The organism is Pedobacter nanyangensis (assembly GCF_003313505.1).
In the GTDB taxonomy this organism is placed as follows: Bacteria; Bacteroidota; Bacteroidia; order Sphingobacteriales; family Sphingobacteriaceae; genus Pedobacter; species Pedobacter nanyangensis.
Map to the genome: position 1 here is coordinate 319,628 of NZ_QMHO01000004.1, position 13,994 is coordinate 333,621.

Genomic DNA, 13,994 nt, shown 5'->3' on the forward strand with positions numbered 1-13,994 from the left:
TTATACTTATGAGTATTAAGATATTAAAGAAATAAATAATAATTGGTTTTTTTGACATTTTTCTATCTTTGTATTGATAGTTCTTTCCCAAACTGCTACAAACTCAAACAATCATTGAGGGTGCTTTCAAGGGTACCCTAAGATACATTTGTTTTTTGTCTGTCTAAAAAATAGTGACTTACAATGTTTTTGGTGGCCCCAGCGGGATCACAGACAACAATGTCAAATCATAACAAAACCCTGCAAATCAAATGATTGCAGGGTTTTTGTTTTTAAGGGCTAGAACAAAATAGTCACTAAAACGCACCGAATATGTGCGTCATTAGGGGCGTCGAGCCGAAAAAATAAAAGACTCACCGATTTTGTTATAACGATCTGATATACAGCTAGTATAGAAGTTATACATCTTGTACATCCGGCACTGCATTGCTAATTTTACATCGTCTTTGACATTACTCCGACGACGGTGTAGCACTTATCCGAAAATCGGACAAGTTTGTTAAACCTTAATGTTATCATTATGAGAACAAATCTTAGCGTGCTTTTCTTTCTAAAAAAGCCAAAGAACTACAGACAGGGTAATCCCTGTTTCATCTACCTTAGAATTACAGTGGATAGTGTCCGTTCGGAAATGTCCACTGGCAGAAGCTGCGATCCCGAGTATTGGAATTCCAAATCGGGAAAAGTGGTCGGCAACAGGGAGGAAATAAGAACGATCAATGCATATCTTGAAAAAATGAGGGTCGATATATTCGCAATCTATACGCTGATGACTGTAGAGAATCTGGAAATCACTTCCGAAAGTATCAAATGTCGGTATCTGGGCAAAGAAGAGAAATCCCATACATTGCTTGAGGCCATCAAGGTCCATAACGAAAAGATGGATGCACTGGTAGAAAAGGAAGAATATGCCAAGGGAACCCTTAAACGGTTTGAGGTACTCGAGAGACATATCAAAGATTACCTTAATGTTTCCTACGGTAAAAACGACATCAACGTAAAAAATATAGACCACAGCTTTATAGACGGCTTCGACCATTTCCTTCATGTAAACAAGGAAAATGATACCAATACGGCGAACAAGCACCTAAAAAACCTCAAAAAGATAGTCAGCATCTGTCGAAGGTATAAATGGATAACTACAGATCCATTCTTTGGACATGTGCTGAAGTCAAAACCAGTACATCGTGAATACTTAACTTCCGACGAACTGCAGAAGATCACCAAAAGAAAATTCAGTACCGAAAGACTGTCAAGGGTACGCGACTTCTTCCTGTTCAGTTGCTATACCGGGCTTTCCTATGCAGATGTACAGAAGTTAAGGCCATCAGATATCGGCATCGGTGTCGATGGAGAACGTTGGATATTCGCTTACAGAAAAAAAACAGATACCAGGGCCGCCATTCCACTGTTGCCGATTGCAACTGACATCCTAGACCGTTACCATGACCACCCGTACTGCGCCAACAACGACAGGGCATTACCGATTTCGAGTAACCAGAAAATGAACGAATACCTTATTGAAATCGCTGCGCTATGCGGTATCAATAAAATACTTGGCAACCGTATCGCCAAACGAACCTTCGCCACTACGGTAACCCTGATGAACGGGGTTCCGATAGAAAGCGTTTCAAAGATGCTGGGGCATACCAATATCCGTACTACACAGCTTTATGCCAAAGTGCTAGATGTGAAGGTAAGCAGGGACATGGCTCCGTTAAAGAAAAAATACACTGAGAAAGACGACATATCAGAAGCATCCTAAATAGCAAACGAATAACCCAAATGCCATGTAGACAAAGCTTCTACATGGCATTTATGTTAGAAACTACCGCCAATATCGCAATGTAACTCGCCAAAAGGCAGTAACCCCTTAAATTTTCCACCGTAGAAGCCAAAAAGCGGGAACAGAGGTGGGTTGTGGGTTGGGGTTCCGCAGGCCGAAAAAGAGCGTGGGGCAAACTGGAATTTCAGGATTATCTACCCATTCCAAAACCGTGGCCGTTATCCCTGCTTGTTCCCTTACCGACATTCTTACCCTTGGACAGCCTCTCTTCGATCTGCTGTTGAAGTTTCCTTTCTATTTACTTGGGTATCTTCATCGCCCATTCGGGCAATTTCTCAGCCCTGGCAACAACCACGCCGTTTTTTATGGTCATCAGTGCGGCCACCTTGAAAGGTTCGTTCTGGTCGATGGTACTCTCCAAAAGATCCACGGAATCGAACCCGTCGTAAAATCTGACCAAGTTTTCCAGCCCACCGGTAAAGTTTTTATTCACGTTTTCGGCATCGACAAAGTGTCCTCCAGCCTTCACTCTCATGTTGACCCTGTCGATGGAAGCTTCTATGGATGGAAGACCAATAAATATCATCCTTGTTTCATAGCCTGCATCCCTGAACTGCCGTACGCTTTCCATCACCTGTGCCGTTCTGAAATTGGTCTCAAAGGCGAAATCGCTTCCAGAAGTGATGGCATTTTCCTTTCTCTTGTCGAAAATAATCCCATTGGCCGCCTCGTAAAGCGTACCGCTATCGGTCATCGGATATTGGTGCCTCAATAACGCCATTTCCCTGTCTCCATCGAAAATGTCCGTACTGGGAGGCACAAAGGTTTCGGACAGGGTCGATTTGCCGGCACCATTTGGGCCGCACAAAACATAGAGCTGTAAAGGCCTCATGTTACTCCAATAACTTAATTAAAGTAATCTTGCCAGTTTTGGCATCAACGCTCACAAGCTCTTTCCTATCCCCATACTCATTGATAAAAAGGTCCGGGGAAGTGCAAAGTTCATTCCTGTAGCTGATGAACGAACCTTTTTCAAGGTTAGTCATTTGGGCATCACGCACCTTTTCCTCCAAGACTAGGGATTGCTCCTCTAGGCTCATTTCGTGGAATGGTATAAAAGTGAGGTTTGCCATAAGCTTGTACAATGGATTTTCTGGATTAATGTCCGCCCTCAGTTTTGGCCATTCTTCCAATGGGAGAAATATACCCAGTGGATGGTCTTTGGCATCTACCAGGATGCTCAGTGCCAATGGCTGATGTTCTGCGGTATTCAAATTTACGGAATTTTTCATGCTTTTAAAAATTTGGTTTACAGTTCAATGTCTATAGAAGTAATAGGTAAGCCCTATCGCAAGGCACAACAGAACGATGAGTATGGAGAAAACAATGATTACCCTTTTGGTCAGTCTTGCAAAATGGTGATGGTGCCTTACCCGCACAACCTCGGGCATCGCTGCGACCAGCTGTCTTATCTGTAACATGATCTCTTTCATATTTTCCTGATGGTTGCTTTGAAGGAATGTATCTACACTTTTGCGAACAGCGTGGAGGTCGCTGGTGTAGTCCGGTATCCTGATCTTGGGATATTTCGGAATAATGTTTTCCAGTCTGGACAGCCTTTCGCCATGTGATTTTAGGCTTTCGCGAAATTCACCCAGTTGTTCTTGCTGTGTTTTCATATTTTATGTTTTACATACCAAAGCCATTTGATTGGCCCTGGTCCATTTGTTTCTTTTTCTTTTTACGCCTTAGTTCATCATTAGGTGTCTGTACTGGTGGTTCATATACTGGCTCCAACATGATGTCAAGGAATTTTCCTACCGATGAACCGATTGTGGCCAGCATATCGGAACTGGTCATGAATATTCCTTTTGAAATATCCTGTGCCAATTCATGGAATTGACCATCTTTACCAGGGTTGATTGGCACACCTGCAACCAATGTATCGAGCTGTTTTTTCTGTTCCAATGTCCCGTTCTTTAGGATATTGGAATAGGCCATGGTATCCTTAAGTCCCCGGTCAAATCCGAACTCCTTATCGAAAAGCGTTTCGCCGCACTGTTTGAAAGCTACCCTGTCGAACTGTCCCATTTTTTTGGAATGCTCGACGTTACGTCCCCTGGAACTGTTCATCGGACTTAGCTTGATACTGTTTGTCACATCTTTTCTGCTCGCGATCACCTGTATATGGCGCTGGTCGCCCTGCTTGAGCTCGCCACGTTTTGCCGTTCCATTCTTGACCTCCCTATCATTAAAGGTATAATACCTGTGATGTTCCAGTTTTGCGAACCAGACCAGATCACTGCTGTCCCTAATTCCAGGCCTGTTGAAATTACGGGCATATTCGTCCATTACCTTAACGGCATAGTCCTTTAGCGCTCCAGACATTTTATCTTTTCCATATTTCTCCTCCAGGAATTTGAGTTCCTTCTGACTGGGGCTGATATTGATGAGAAAAAACTTGGCATCGTCCCTGCCCAGCTTTGCAATGTTGCCGTCGATCTTCCTACGCACCTCATAAGGTTCATATTTATCTGCCATATGGTTGAACCAATGTTCGGGCTCTTCCTTTACGTACAATCGGTTCTCTTTTTCCAGATAATTGACCAATTGTCCGCTACCGCCTTTGTTATCTGCCGTTCTGCTATCAGTAATGTTGATGAACATGGTCAGAGAAGTTTGATTTGGCTGAGCGTAGTAGCCAGCAAATGTTCCCTTTCCTTTCTGGAGCCCAGACCGGAAGCATGGTCACGGGCCGCTGCATAACCTTCAAAAATATTGAGGAAAAGTCGCTTCAGTTTTTCCTTGTCGGAAAGTTGGAAGACAATCGATTTGTAGTGGATCTCCAGTTGGTGCAGATATTGGTTTTGCCTATCCATCAATTGGGGAATTATTTCGTTCTGCTTTACAAGCCCGTTGAAACCATGTATCACCTTTTTCTGCGATTCAACCAAACGGTCGACCTCCCGCTTTGTAGGGATGAGCAGATCGTTCTCCTGCGTCTTCACAAATCCAATGTGTTCCCGATGTTGCTTCAACAGTGTGTTTTTCAATATTTCATCATTGATATCCAGTGGATCCTTTCTCGTCCTGTGGAAATAGTCGATCATCTGCAGGAACACCTGCCGCTTTGACCTACCCAGCTTAAGGGAAATCAGGTCCAGTTTTTTACCTTCCACTTCCGAATATTTGATTGATCTTAGAATGTCACTGCTCATAAGTCTGGTATAGATTTTTGGTTCATCAAATAGCTATATATCTATATGTTCTGTTACTCGGCAGTTATATAGCTGTTTATATCGCACCTCCCATAGGGTGCAAAAAATTAGTCCTATCACACTTTAAAGTGGCCGAAGCACCCCTGGAGGGTGCTTCCAACCCCCATGGCGATAGCCTGGGGCGAGAAAGGCAGGGCTTTGCCCAGCCTCCGCTCGCTCCTTTTTTGAAGGAAAAAAGGACAACCGGCATCATGCAAGACCCATATGGTCGGAATTGCAACCCGGAAAGTCCGTGCTGTTAGGGACCGAGCTTGAAACTGACCCTGCTGGCAATGATGGTGCTATAGCTGGGGAGGTAGTCGATGTACCCCTGCCGCACCAATTCTTTGATGCAATTGTGGTAGGTGTTGTAGGAACGGATGGCCGATAGCTTCATCAGTTCGTTCCGACAGACCCTGAAGGGTTGGATACTTCCCTGCATCTGGCAACAGATGACCATGGCGGTAAACAGGCTGATATGGCTGGGCAACAGTTTTCTGTTGGCTCCCGAAATCTTCAGGAAACCCAGGTGTATCTTGGATGTATCGATCATCGTCTATCCTCACTTTCCAACAGTTTTGAAATATCGGCATAGGCATAATAGAGGATACTGCCGACCTTTCTGAACGGCAGGGTGCCGTTGATGCGGAGGTTCTGCAGCGTGCCCGGCGAAATATTGAGCAGGTTTCGTACCTCTGCACTTCTCAGCCATTTCTTCGGTTGGCGTTGCGGTCCGTTTATATTCAATTTTTCCAATTTATCGAACAATTCTTTTTTGAAGCTTTCGAGATCATCTTTTGTAATCAGGTCTAGTGTGGTCATAAATCAATATTTTTTGATGATTGTGCAAATAGCTAATAATTCTATCCGCATAATCTCTACTAGTGACAATTTATTTATGGTTTGGCTTGATATTCAGATCGGCATGGTCATGGGAAATCCAAGGCAGGAGGCATCCGCCCTAATGGTAACAATCTTCGGAGTGTTATTCTAGTGTTCGGAGCGTACCTGTGTGCGCATAAATCGGTGGGGCACCTAAAATATTGTACAAGGTTTTTGGGAGTTGGCTTGGCTGGAGATCTTAAAGGCATGGTGCATTTCCGTTAATGGTTAATAAATACGGAAACAAATTTGAGCCAAAGATTTGGTCAGGCAATGACCATCAGGTTGACATGGTCATGTCTAGAAGGTGGATAGGAGCTTATTTTCTATTTTTTTGGTCGAATCTCGAAAATTTTCATCGACGGATCAATCTCGGTTCCCTTGGATGGTACATCACCGGACTTTTCTACGAAATAATTGCGTGCCGTTTCCACCGGAATATCCTTTTCACCATGCGAAAAATACTTTGCGATGAGCTTGGCATAGGTCGCCCTGAAATCACATCGTAATAGCAATCTGTCAGATGGCAATTTTAGGTTCCTCATCTGCTGAAAGACATCGATTAGCGTGGGCAGGTGTTCGTCCTCGATGCTGATCTTCTGCTTAACTTCATATTGGTTAAGCTGTGCAAGCTGTTGCTTCAGTTTTTCGTTTTCTTCCTTAAGTTGTTGTATGAGCAGTTCCTTTTCGGTAATGACTAGATGCGAGGGGCGGGCGTTCCATTTATCGATGCCCTCGAGAATTTTTTGGAACTGCTGAAGTTTGTCGATATTATCCAGATGTTGTTGACGGTTGCTGTTGAAAGGGTTCTTATTTCTGAAATATCTTATTCTGTCGTACACCAATTGCCATACCTGTCTAAAGAATTCCTCTTCGCTGGCTATATGGTTATCAAGTGTATACCGTAGGTGGTAATTATAATACTCGCCATATTCCCCTTCGTCCAATTGATATATCTTCAATAGAAAATGGCTGTCCGCTGTACGCTTCCAGGGGCCAAAGGCATTTCCGATGTCGTAGGGATGTGGAGAAAAATCGAAGCTCCTGCGTACCTTGAAATAATTGGATTTCATAAAGTTTGGATTTTGTTAACTGTCATCCTTGCAATAAGATATCTACAAAAATACCATTTTTTTGTTTGAGCTTATCGGAAATGGTTCAGGCAACACGGCAAGAGAATTTTCTTTCCATCATTGGGGGATTTTAAATAAAACACCCCCCCATGCTATGAATAGCATATCTTCAAAAAACTTACACCAAAACTATTTAATGAGGTAGTTTATTCCTCAATAAGCCATACACCCACGTACCCGCAATAGCACTTAGCAGGGTTACAACAATTACAGTTGCACCCGTACCAATTTGTGCAAAAAGTGGGCCTGGACAAGCACCTGTGATAGCCCAGCCTAAACCAAAAAGTAATCCGCCAAAAATTTGCCCTTTATTAAATGTTTTTGGATGAAATTCAATTTCTTCACCATAAATAGTATTGATATTGAACTTTTTAATTAACCAGATTGATAACATGCCCACTACAATGGCGCTACCAATAATGCCATACATGTGGAACGATTGTAAACGAAACATTTCTTGAATACGGAACCAGCTAACCACTTCAGATTTTACGAAAACTATACCGAACAATATACCCACAATTAAGTATTTGATGTTGTGGTACCATTTGTGGATTAAATGACTTTCGTTTAAGCAAATGGCATCTAAAGAACGTACTTCAAAATCTGTATTTTCTTGATTTTTCATAACATTAAAGGGCTAAAATGTGAGGTAAAATTAAATTGGCCATGATAAAACCGCCAAGCATAAAACAAATGGTGGCTATCAACGAGGGCCATTGCAGATTGGATAAGCCCATAATGGCGTGTCCGCTAGTGCAACCGCCTGCATAACGTGTACCAAAACCCACTAAAAATCCACCTACCGCCATTAATAGAAAACCTTTTAAGCTAAGTAATGCTGGCCAATTCATGATATCCTGGGGTATTAAATTATCGTAATTGGTAATACCATAACCTGCTAATTCTGTAGCGAGTTTTGGGTTTACAGCGATAGGGTTAGGGTTTGGTAAAAAATGGATCGCGATAGTTCCACCTAACAAAATGCCAAAGACAAAAAATAAGTTCCACGCTTCTTTTTTCCAATCGTATTTAAAAAACGGGATATTGGCTGGTAGGCAAGCGGCACAGATATGTCTTAACGAAGAGCTGATACCAAACGATTTGTTGCCTAATATTAAAAGTGTCGGTACAGTTAACCCAATAAGTGGCCCTGCGATGTACCAAGGCCAAGGTTGTTTTAAAAATTCTATCATAGTTATATTTTTGCTGTTTTACCTCCATTAGCCAACCACTCTTTCATCCCTCCCGAATAGATGAGTACATTATCAAAACCATTCCTTCTTAAAATGGAATAAGCAATGGCCGCACGATCGCCACTTTGACAATGGATTACCACCTGTTTATCCTTATCAATTTTATCTAAGTTATCTTGCAAAGTGCCCACAAAAATAGGTTCTGCACCTTCAATATGGCCATCTTGGTATTCTTTCGAATTGCGTACATCAACAATTTGTACATCTTCCTTACCTAAATAACTTTTAAATGTTTCTAGATCAATTACAGCTGCAGTTTGCAAGTCGATGTTCAAATCTTCAACGCTGGCAATAAAACCATAAATGTTATCCAGTCCAATACGCATTAATTTTCTGGTAATTTCTTCCATTTCATCGGGCTTTGCCACCAATATAAAATGCTCTTGATAGTTTAAGATCCATCCTGCCCAAGTAGCTAAACTATTGTTGTGTTGTATGTTGATGCTTCCAGGCAAAAATCCTTTGGCAAAATCAACTTTGTTGCGGGTATCAATTACTTTAATGTCATCTGCATACGCTTTTTTAAAGGCATCGGTCGATAAGATTTGGTGTTGCGGCACTTCTACCAATAGCGGCCTTTCTACTTTGTTCAGGTGTTTCATCATGGCAAAGTATTTTGGTGGCTCGGGTTGACCTTCCAGTAAATAATCCACAAAACCAGGTTCGTCATTTTGGTACTGGAAAGCCCAGTTTCTTATTTTTTCGTAACCTACGGTTGAACTTGGCACCGCACCTATTGCTTTACCACAAGCAGAACCTGCACCATGCCCTGGCCATACTTGAATAAATGGAGCCAACTCGGCAAATTTTTGTACCGATTGATACATTTGCTTGGCGCCTTTTTCTTGCGTACCTAAAATTCCTGCCGCTTTTTCCAGTAAATCTGGTCGGCCGATATCGCCCACAAAAACAAAATCTCCGGTAAAAATCATCACAGGTTCGCTGGTTGCAGGATGATCGGTAAGTATAAAACTGATGCTTTCTGGCGTATGGCCCGGCGTGTGTAATACTTCTAAAGTCAAATTGCCTACTTTAATGACATCGCCATGTTTTAAGCCCACATGATCAAATTGATATTGCCAATCTGCACCGCCTTCGTCTGATAAATAGAGTTTGGCCCCGGTCACCGCAGCCAACTCCCTAGAACCTGCCAAAAAATCGGCATGGATATGTGTTTCGGCAATGTGGGTAATTTTAAGATTATTCTGTGCGGCAATGTTAAGGTAAATGTCCATGTCACGTTGTGCATCTATAACAATGGCTTCGCCTTTGGCTTGGCAACCTATTAGATAGCTAGCTTGTGCTAAACTTTTATCGTAAACGTGTTGAAAAAACATAAGATTTGATTTTTAAATTGATGTTACAAAGTTGCGACTAATAATGTTGTTGTACAGTTACTTTGGTTACACAACCTTAATTATTTTAAAATGGTTTCTTTAATCAAAATGTAGATGCCCATTACCAACACAAACCAGCCAAATGCGGGCTTTAGTTTTTTGCTATCTATTTTGGTGGATAAGTAACTGCCTATAAAAATTCCCACAATGGCCATTGCCGTAACGGTGAGTAAAAATGACCAATGGATGTGACTTTGCCCGAGCGAAAAGCCGAAGCCCGCCAATGAATTTACAGCAATAATGAGTAACGAAGTACCTATAGCTGTTTTAACGGGCAACTTTAATAAGTTAACCAATGCTGGGATAATCAAAAACCCGCCACCAGCACCAATTAAACCCGTCACTACGCCTACAGCTGCGCCTTGCCACACTACTGAAAAAATGGAAGTGTCATGGTGCTGAAGCTCATCTACACTACCTTTTTTAATCATACTGTATGAAGCAAAAACCATTAGTATTGCAAAAAACACCATTAGTAAAATAGATCTACTCAAATCAAAACTTCCAATGTTTGTTATGTGTTCCGGAATGCTGGGAAGGATGAAATGTCTGGTAAAAAAAACAGCAATGATAGACGGTATCCCAAAAAACAAAGTAGTTTTGAGGTTGATTAATCCCTTTTTTAAATAAGCGAAAGAGCCTACCAAACTGGTAGAACCTACTACAAAAAGTGAATAAGTTGTGGCTAAAACCGTATCTACAGTAAACAGGTAAACCATCACCGGAACAGTTAAAATACTGCCGCCGCCGCCAATCAAGCCAAGCGAAATGCCAATAAGAATTGAAGCCGAATAACCTGTAATTTCCATTTTTAACTTTGAATAGTTCAAAGCTAGCCCAAATGGAAATAGATTACAGTTACTTTAGTTACACAAGTGTGATTTTGTTTCTGCCCAGCTTTACAGTGCCCTGATCTTCCAACTGCTTAAGCAAGCGAGACACCACTACACGTGCCGTACCCAACTCGTTGGCCAATTGCTCGTGCGTAATGGCAATGATTTTATTGTCGGTTAGCGCTGTTTTTTTGTGTAACAGGTTAAGCAAACGTTCATCTACCTTTTTAAAAGCGATGGCATTTACAATTTCTAATAGTTCTTCAAAGCGTTTGTGGTATAAACGGAAAATGTAATCCAGCCACTGCGGATATTCTTTGATAAATAGCGAAACCTTATCAATCGGTAGAAAAAGTATCTCTGCATCTTCCTCTACCTCGGCTTTCACTTTGCTGGTTTCGTTGTGCATGCCACCCAAAAAAGACATGATACAGCTTTCACCCGCTTTAATGTAATACAACAAAATCTCACGTCCATCTTCTTCAGTACGGATTACCTTCATGCTGCCCTTGGTTACGATAGGGATAGCCCTGATATGCGCATTTTCGTTTAAAATCACGCTTCCAGCTTCATAAGTTTTCATGATGCTATTTTCGTATAGCTTGGCTATGAGCGCAGGAGATGATTTTAGCTCCTCAACTTGATCAAGATTTTGCATAGTATAAAAGTATAAAACTACCAGATTGATTTCAAATTGAAATTTTTACGTTCCATATATCTAAAACTCCGACAACACACAAGCAATAAAGTGTTAGAGAGATTTAAATTGTATCTATGTGGTTTCGTCTGAGCAAAAGATGATAAATTATTTAAATTTAAGCATTGTTAAATTCTTGTATTCTCTATAGTTTTTCAACATCATTGAAAGCTATCGGTTTGATGTGAAATGACATATAATTTATGTATGCCCGAAACGATTTTTTTTCACATTGCCAATCTTTAAGACTATATAATTTCTACTATATAGTTTGGTTAACAATTATTTATCGTAATATTGCAATATATAACAAGATTTAGAAATGGGTGTAACAAAAACGGAAATATTTACAGACCAACAAAATAACTTAGCTACATCGTTAAAAGCATTGGCTCATCCTGCTCGTATCGCAATCCTGCAATACATCATCAAGCAGAATGCTTGTATTTGTAATGACTTGGTTGAGGAATTAGGATTGGCACAAGCAACTATTTCACAACATTTGAAAGAATTAAAGAACATTGGTATCATCAAGGGAAATATTGAGGGAACAAGTGTATGTTACTGTATTGATGAAAATGTTTGGCAACAGCTTAAAAAGGAACTCAATACTTTCTTTGTGGATAATATAGGGGTTGATAAATGCTGTTAAGCCTTTTTTTTAATTATATACATCGTAATAAAGCAATATAACAATTAAATAAAAAAACAATGAAACTATCAGACATCAAAGAAATCTTGCCAGCATTAGATAATGTTGAATTTCAATTAGAGAACGGAACATTTGTACCGGAACACTTCCACGTTACAGAAGTAGGTGTTATTACAAAACACTTTATTGATTGTGGCGGAGTAATCCGTAAGGAAAAAGTAGTCAATTTTCAATTATGGAATGCACATGACCTTGAACACCGATTAAAACCGACCAAACTATTAAACATCATCAAACTATCTGAAGAAAAATTGGGCATTGAAGATGCAGAAATTGAAGTAGAATACCAAAGTGACACCATTGGCAAGTACGATTTGGATTTTAACGGAAAAACATTTGTATTGAAGAATAAAACGACGGCTTGTCTGGCTCAGGACGCTTGCGGTATATCTTCCGAAAAAGTCAAGAAAAACTTAGCTGAACTTTATGTAAATAATGCTAACACTTGTACACCAGGTGGCGGATGTTGCTAAAATACAATTATGATGTTTTCAAAAATAATTCATACAGATAATTCGAATACAACAATTTTAGTCCGATTAATTGTTGGAGCTGTTTTTTTATCAGAGGGTATTCAGAAGTTTCTGTTTCCTGCTACTCGTGGAGCCGGTCGGTTTGAAAAAATCGGCTTGCCATCGCCTGAAATTTTGGGGAATTATGTCGGGACATTTGAAATTCTTTGCGGAGTTTGTGTTTTGCTCGGTTTGCTTACACGATTGGCAAGCATTCCGCTTATCATTATTATGCTGGTCGCTATTGTCACTACCAAAGCTGATGTTTTGGCCAATGAGGGCTTTTGGGAAATGCTGCACGGAAGCCGTACCGATTGGACTATGCTTTTAGGAAGCATATTTTTATTGATTAAAGGCAGTGGTTACTGGTCTTTGGATAAGCAATTGATGAATAATGGAAAATAAAATAAGTATAAAAGAAATCATTCGTTTATTCATTAAACTTGGCTTCATTGGTTTTGGCGGACCTGCTGCCCATATTGCAATGATGCAGCGGGAAGTGGTGGTTAAAAGGAAATGGATGAGCGAACAGCACTTTCTGGATTTGCTTGGAGCTACCAATCTTATTCCGGGACCAAACAGTACCGAAATGGCGATACATATAGGTTATGATAAAGGCGGCTGGAAAGGATTACTGGCTGCGGGTTTATGTTTTATTCTCCCTGCGGTTTTCATTACCGGGATATTTGCATTCCTATATCAGCAATATGGACAACTGCCCGAAGTACAACCGTTTATTTATGGCATCAAACCTTCAATCATCGCTATTATTATTGGAGCGGTATTTCCATTGGCAAAGAAATCCGTTAAATCAACATTCTTAGCATGTACAGGAATTGTTGTTTTGGTGCTGGCATTATTCAACATAAACGAGATTTTTTTAATGTTTGGGGCAGGGATATTGGCTGTTGTATTGTTTTATTTTCAACATCGAAAGAAGAATACCCTGCAAAGCATTGCTCCATTTGTATTGCTGCAAATAAGCACCTCAAATTTCTTTTCAGAAACCAATATCCGTTTGTTTTGGATTTTCCTTAAAATCGGAGCTATTCTTTACGGAAGCGGTTATGTTCTTTTCGCTTTTTTAGATACTGAATTAGTAGCGAAGGGTTTACTCAGCCGGCAGGAATTAATGGATGCCATTGCAGTTGGTCAGTTCACGCCAGGTCCGGTTTTTTCGTCCGTAACATTTATCGGTTATCAAATCAATGGAACTTCGGGAGCCATACTATCCACCATTGCCATTTTTCTTCCTTCATTTGTTTTTGTAGCCTTGCTCAATCCAATAATGAAAAGGATGCGTCAATCTAAAGGACTTTCAGCTTTTCTTGACGCTGTAAATGTAGCGTCAGTAGCGATTATAGCGGCTGTTTGTTTCTCAATGGGAAAAGAAACTATTACCGACTGGCGAACCATAATGATTGCACTGATCAGTGCATTTATTGTATTCAAATTCAAAAAAATCAACAGTGCATTTATCGTTTTAGGCGGTGCATTGTTAGGTTATCTATTATACCAATTATAAAACA

General features: G+C 40.6%; 18 protein-coding genes. 5 read left to right on the forward strand and 13 right to left on the reverse strand.

What is annotated here, in order from left to right; translation table 11 throughout:
* Positions 1–520 precede the first annotated feature (520 nt).
* Positions 521–1,765, forward strand: a complete 1,245-nt coding sequence (locus DUT71_RS09925) for a site-specific integrase (protein WP_113662374.1) — start codon at positions 521–523, stop codon at positions 1,763–1,765.
* A 319-nt stretch (positions 1,766–2,084) separates the two neighbouring features.
* On the opposite strand, the gene DUT71_RS09930 is transcribed toward DUT71_RS09925, so the two are convergent.
* The 13 genes from DUT71_RS09930 to DUT71_RS10000 all read right to left on the reverse strand — a co-directional run bounded on the left by DUT71_RS09930 (position 2,085) and on the right by DUT71_RS10000 (position 11,202).
* Complete coding sequence (locus tag DUT71_RS09930) at positions 2,085–2,678, reverse strand: AAA family ATPase (protein ID WP_113662375.1); 594 nt, start codon at positions 2,676–2,678, stop codon at positions 2,085–2,087.
* 1 nt (position 2,679) lies between these two features.
* Positions 2,680–3,078 carry a hypothetical protein gene (locus DUT71_RS09935; RefSeq protein ID WP_113662376.1) on the reverse strand — a complete coding sequence of 133 codons (399 nt, stop codon included), beginning with the start codon at positions 3,076–3,078 and terminating at the stop codon, positions 2,680–2,682.
* 24 nt (positions 3,079–3,102) lie between these two features.
* Positions 3,103–3,465 (reverse strand): hypothetical protein, encoded by a 363-nt coding sequence (locus DUT71_RS09940; protein ID WP_113662377.1) that lies wholly within the window; start codon positions 3,463–3,465, stop codon positions 3,103–3,105.
* A 10-nt stretch (positions 3,466–3,475) separates the two neighbouring features.
* The gene (locus DUT71_RS09945; RefSeq protein WP_113662378.1) at positions 3,476–4,453 is read right to left on the reverse strand and encodes a DUF5712 family protein; all 978 of its coding nucleotides are present in this window, start codon (positions 4,451–4,453) and stop codon (positions 3,476–3,478) included.
* Between the two features lie 2 nt (positions 4,454–4,455).
* Positions 4,456–5,004 (reverse strand): BfmA/BtgA family mobilization protein, encoded by a 549-nt coding sequence (locus tag DUT71_RS09950; RefSeq protein WP_113662379.1) that lies wholly within the window; start codon positions 5,002–5,004, stop codon positions 4,456–4,458.
* A gap of 298 nt (positions 5,005–5,302) precedes the next feature.
* Entirely contained in the window at positions 5,303–5,596 is a 294-nt protein-coding gene (locus DUT71_RS09960; RefSeq protein WP_113662381.1) for a hypothetical protein, read from the reverse strand.
* Positions 5,593–5,865, reverse strand: a complete 273-nt coding sequence (locus DUT71_RS09965) for a helix-turn-helix domain-containing protein (protein WP_113662382.1) — start codon at positions 5,863–5,865, stop codon at positions 5,593–5,595. The genes DUT71_RS09960 and DUT71_RS09965 overlap by 4 nt, the downstream gene beginning before the upstream one ends.
* Before the next feature lie 386 nt (positions 5,866–6,251).
* Positions 6,252–6,998 carry a hypothetical protein gene (locus DUT71_RS09975; protein WP_113662384.1) on the reverse strand — a complete coding sequence of 249 codons (747 nt, stop codon included), beginning with the start codon at positions 6,996–6,998 and terminating at the stop codon, positions 6,252–6,254.
* A 193-nt stretch (positions 6,999–7,191) separates the two neighbouring features.
* Positions 7,192–7,686, reverse strand: a complete 495-nt coding sequence (locus DUT71_RS09980) for a DUF6691 family protein (RefSeq protein WP_113662385.1) — start codon at positions 7,684–7,686, stop codon at positions 7,192–7,194.
* 4 nt (positions 7,687–7,690) lie between these two features.
* Positions 7,691–8,254, reverse strand: coding sequence for a YeeE/YedE family protein (locus tag DUT71_RS09985; protein ID WP_113662386.1), 564 nt, complete (start codon positions 8,252–8,254; stop codon positions 7,691–7,693).
* A gap of 2 nt (positions 8,255–8,256) precedes the next feature.
* The gene (locus DUT71_RS09990) at positions 8,257–9,651 is read right to left on the reverse strand and encodes an MBL fold metallo-hydrolase (RefSeq protein ID WP_113662387.1); all 1,395 of its coding nucleotides are present in this window, start codon (positions 9,649–9,651) and stop codon (positions 8,257–8,259) included.
* A gap of 80 nt (positions 9,652–9,731) precedes the next feature.
* Entirely contained in the window at positions 9,732–10,520 is a 789-nt protein-coding gene (locus DUT71_RS09995; protein WP_113662388.1) for a sulfite exporter TauE/SafE family protein, read from the reverse strand.
* 58 nt (positions 10,521–10,578) lie between these two features.
* Positions 10,579–11,202: a Crp/Fnr family transcriptional regulator gene (locus tag DUT71_RS10000; RefSeq protein WP_113662389.1), complete on the reverse strand. Its 624-nt coding sequence runs from the start codon at positions 11,200–11,202 to the stop codon at positions 10,579–10,581.
* Positions 11,203–11,563: 361 nt separating this feature from the next.
* Between DUT71_RS10000 and DUT71_RS10005 the strand changes: the two genes are divergently transcribed.
* From DUT71_RS10005 to chrA, 4 genes are read left to right on the forward strand one after another with little or no spacing between them, the layout of a single operon-like run.
* Positions 11,564–11,893 carry an ArsR/SmtB family transcription factor gene (locus DUT71_RS10005; protein WP_113662390.1) on the forward strand — a complete coding sequence of 110 codons (330 nt, stop codon included), beginning with the start codon at positions 11,564–11,566 and terminating at the stop codon, positions 11,891–11,893.
* A gap of 59 nt (positions 11,894–11,952) precedes the next feature.
* Positions 11,953–12,426: a DUF6428 family protein gene (locus DUT71_RS10010; protein ID WP_113662391.1), complete on the forward strand. Its 474-nt coding sequence runs from the start codon at positions 11,953–11,955 to the stop codon at positions 12,424–12,426.
* Between the two features lie 9 nt (positions 12,427–12,435).
* The gene (locus DUT71_RS10015) at positions 12,436–12,870 is read left to right on the forward strand and encodes a DoxX family protein (RefSeq protein WP_240186897.1); all 435 of its coding nucleotides are present in this window, start codon (positions 12,436–12,438) and stop codon (positions 12,868–12,870) included.
* Positions 12,860–13,990, forward strand: coding sequence for a chromate efflux transporter (gene chrA / locus DUT71_RS10020; protein WP_113662392.1), 1,131 nt, complete (start codon positions 12,860–12,862; stop codon positions 13,988–13,990). Before DUT71_RS10015 ends, chrA begins: the two co-directional genes overlap by 11 nt.
* Positions 13,991–13,994 lie beyond the last annotated feature (4 nt).

What these genes read in the sequence shown, in the direction of transcription:
- DUT71_RS09925 (WP_113662374.1), top strand. Translation starts at nt 521, where the DNA reads ATGAGAACAAATCTTAGCGTGCTTTTCTTTCTAAAAAAGCCAAAGAAC.
- DUT71_RS09930 (WP_113662375.1), bottom strand. Translation starts at nt 2,678, where the DNA reads ATGAGGCCTTTACAGCTCTATGTTTTGTGCGGCCCAAATGGTGCCGGC.
- DUT71_RS09935 (WP_113662376.1), bottom strand. Translation starts at nt 3,078, where the DNA reads ATGAAAAATTCCGTAAATTTGAATACCGCAGAACATCAGCCATTGGCA.
- DUT71_RS09940 (WP_113662377.1), bottom strand. Translation starts at nt 3,465, where the DNA reads ATGAAAACACAGCAAGAACAACTGGGTGAATTTCGCGAAAGCCTAAAA.
- DUT71_RS09945 (WP_113662378.1), bottom strand. Translation starts at nt 4,453, where the DNA reads ATGTTCATCAACATTACTGATAGCAGAACGGCAGATAACAAAGGCGGT.
- DUT71_RS09950 (WP_113662379.1), bottom strand. Translation starts at nt 5,004, where the DNA reads ATGAGCAGTGACATTCTAAGATCAATCAAATATTCGGAAGTGGAAGGT.
- DUT71_RS09960 (WP_113662381.1), bottom strand. Translation starts at nt 5,596, where the DNA reads ATGATCGATACATCCAAGATACACCTGGGTTTCCTGAAGATTTCGGGA.
- DUT71_RS09965 (WP_113662382.1), bottom strand. Translation starts at nt 5,865, where the DNA reads ATGACCACACTAGACCTGATTACAAAAGATGATCTCGAAAGCTTCAAA.
- DUT71_RS09975 (WP_113662384.1), bottom strand. Translation starts at nt 6,998, where the DNA reads ATGAAATCCAATTATTTCAAGGTACGCAGGAGCTTCGATTTTTCTCCA.
- DUT71_RS09980 (WP_113662385.1), bottom strand. Translation starts at nt 7,686, where the DNA reads ATGAAAAATCAAGAAAATACAGATTTTGAAGTACGTTCTTTAGATGCC.
- DUT71_RS09985 (WP_113662386.1), bottom strand. Translation starts at nt 8,254, where the DNA reads ATGATAGAATTTTTAAAACAACCTTGGCCTTGGTACATCGCAGGGCCA.
- DUT71_RS09990 (WP_113662387.1), bottom strand. Translation starts at nt 9,651, where the DNA reads ATGTTTTTTCAACACGTTTACGATAAAAGTTTAGCACAAGCTAGCTAT.
- DUT71_RS09995 (WP_113662388.1), bottom strand. Translation starts at nt 10,520, where the DNA reads ATGGAAATTACAGGTTATTCGGCTTCAATTCTTATTGGCATTTCGCTT.
- DUT71_RS10000 (WP_113662389.1), bottom strand. Translation starts at nt 11,202, where the DNA reads ATGCAAAATCTTGATCAAGTTGAGGAGCTAAAATCATCTCCTGCGCTC.
- DUT71_RS10005 (WP_113662390.1), top strand. Translation starts at nt 11,564, where the DNA reads ATGGGTGTAACAAAAACGGAAATATTTACAGACCAACAAAATAACTTA.
- DUT71_RS10010 (WP_113662391.1), top strand. Translation starts at nt 11,953, where the DNA reads ATGAAACTATCAGACATCAAAGAAATCTTGCCAGCATTAGATAATGTT.
- DUT71_RS10015 (WP_240186897.1), top strand. Translation starts at nt 12,436, where the DNA reads ATGATGTTTTCAAAAATAATTCATACAGATAATTCGAATACAACAATT.
- chrA (WP_113662392.1), top strand. Translation starts at nt 12,860, where the DNA reads ATGGAAAATAAAATAAGTATAAAAGAAATCATTCGTTTATTCATTAAA.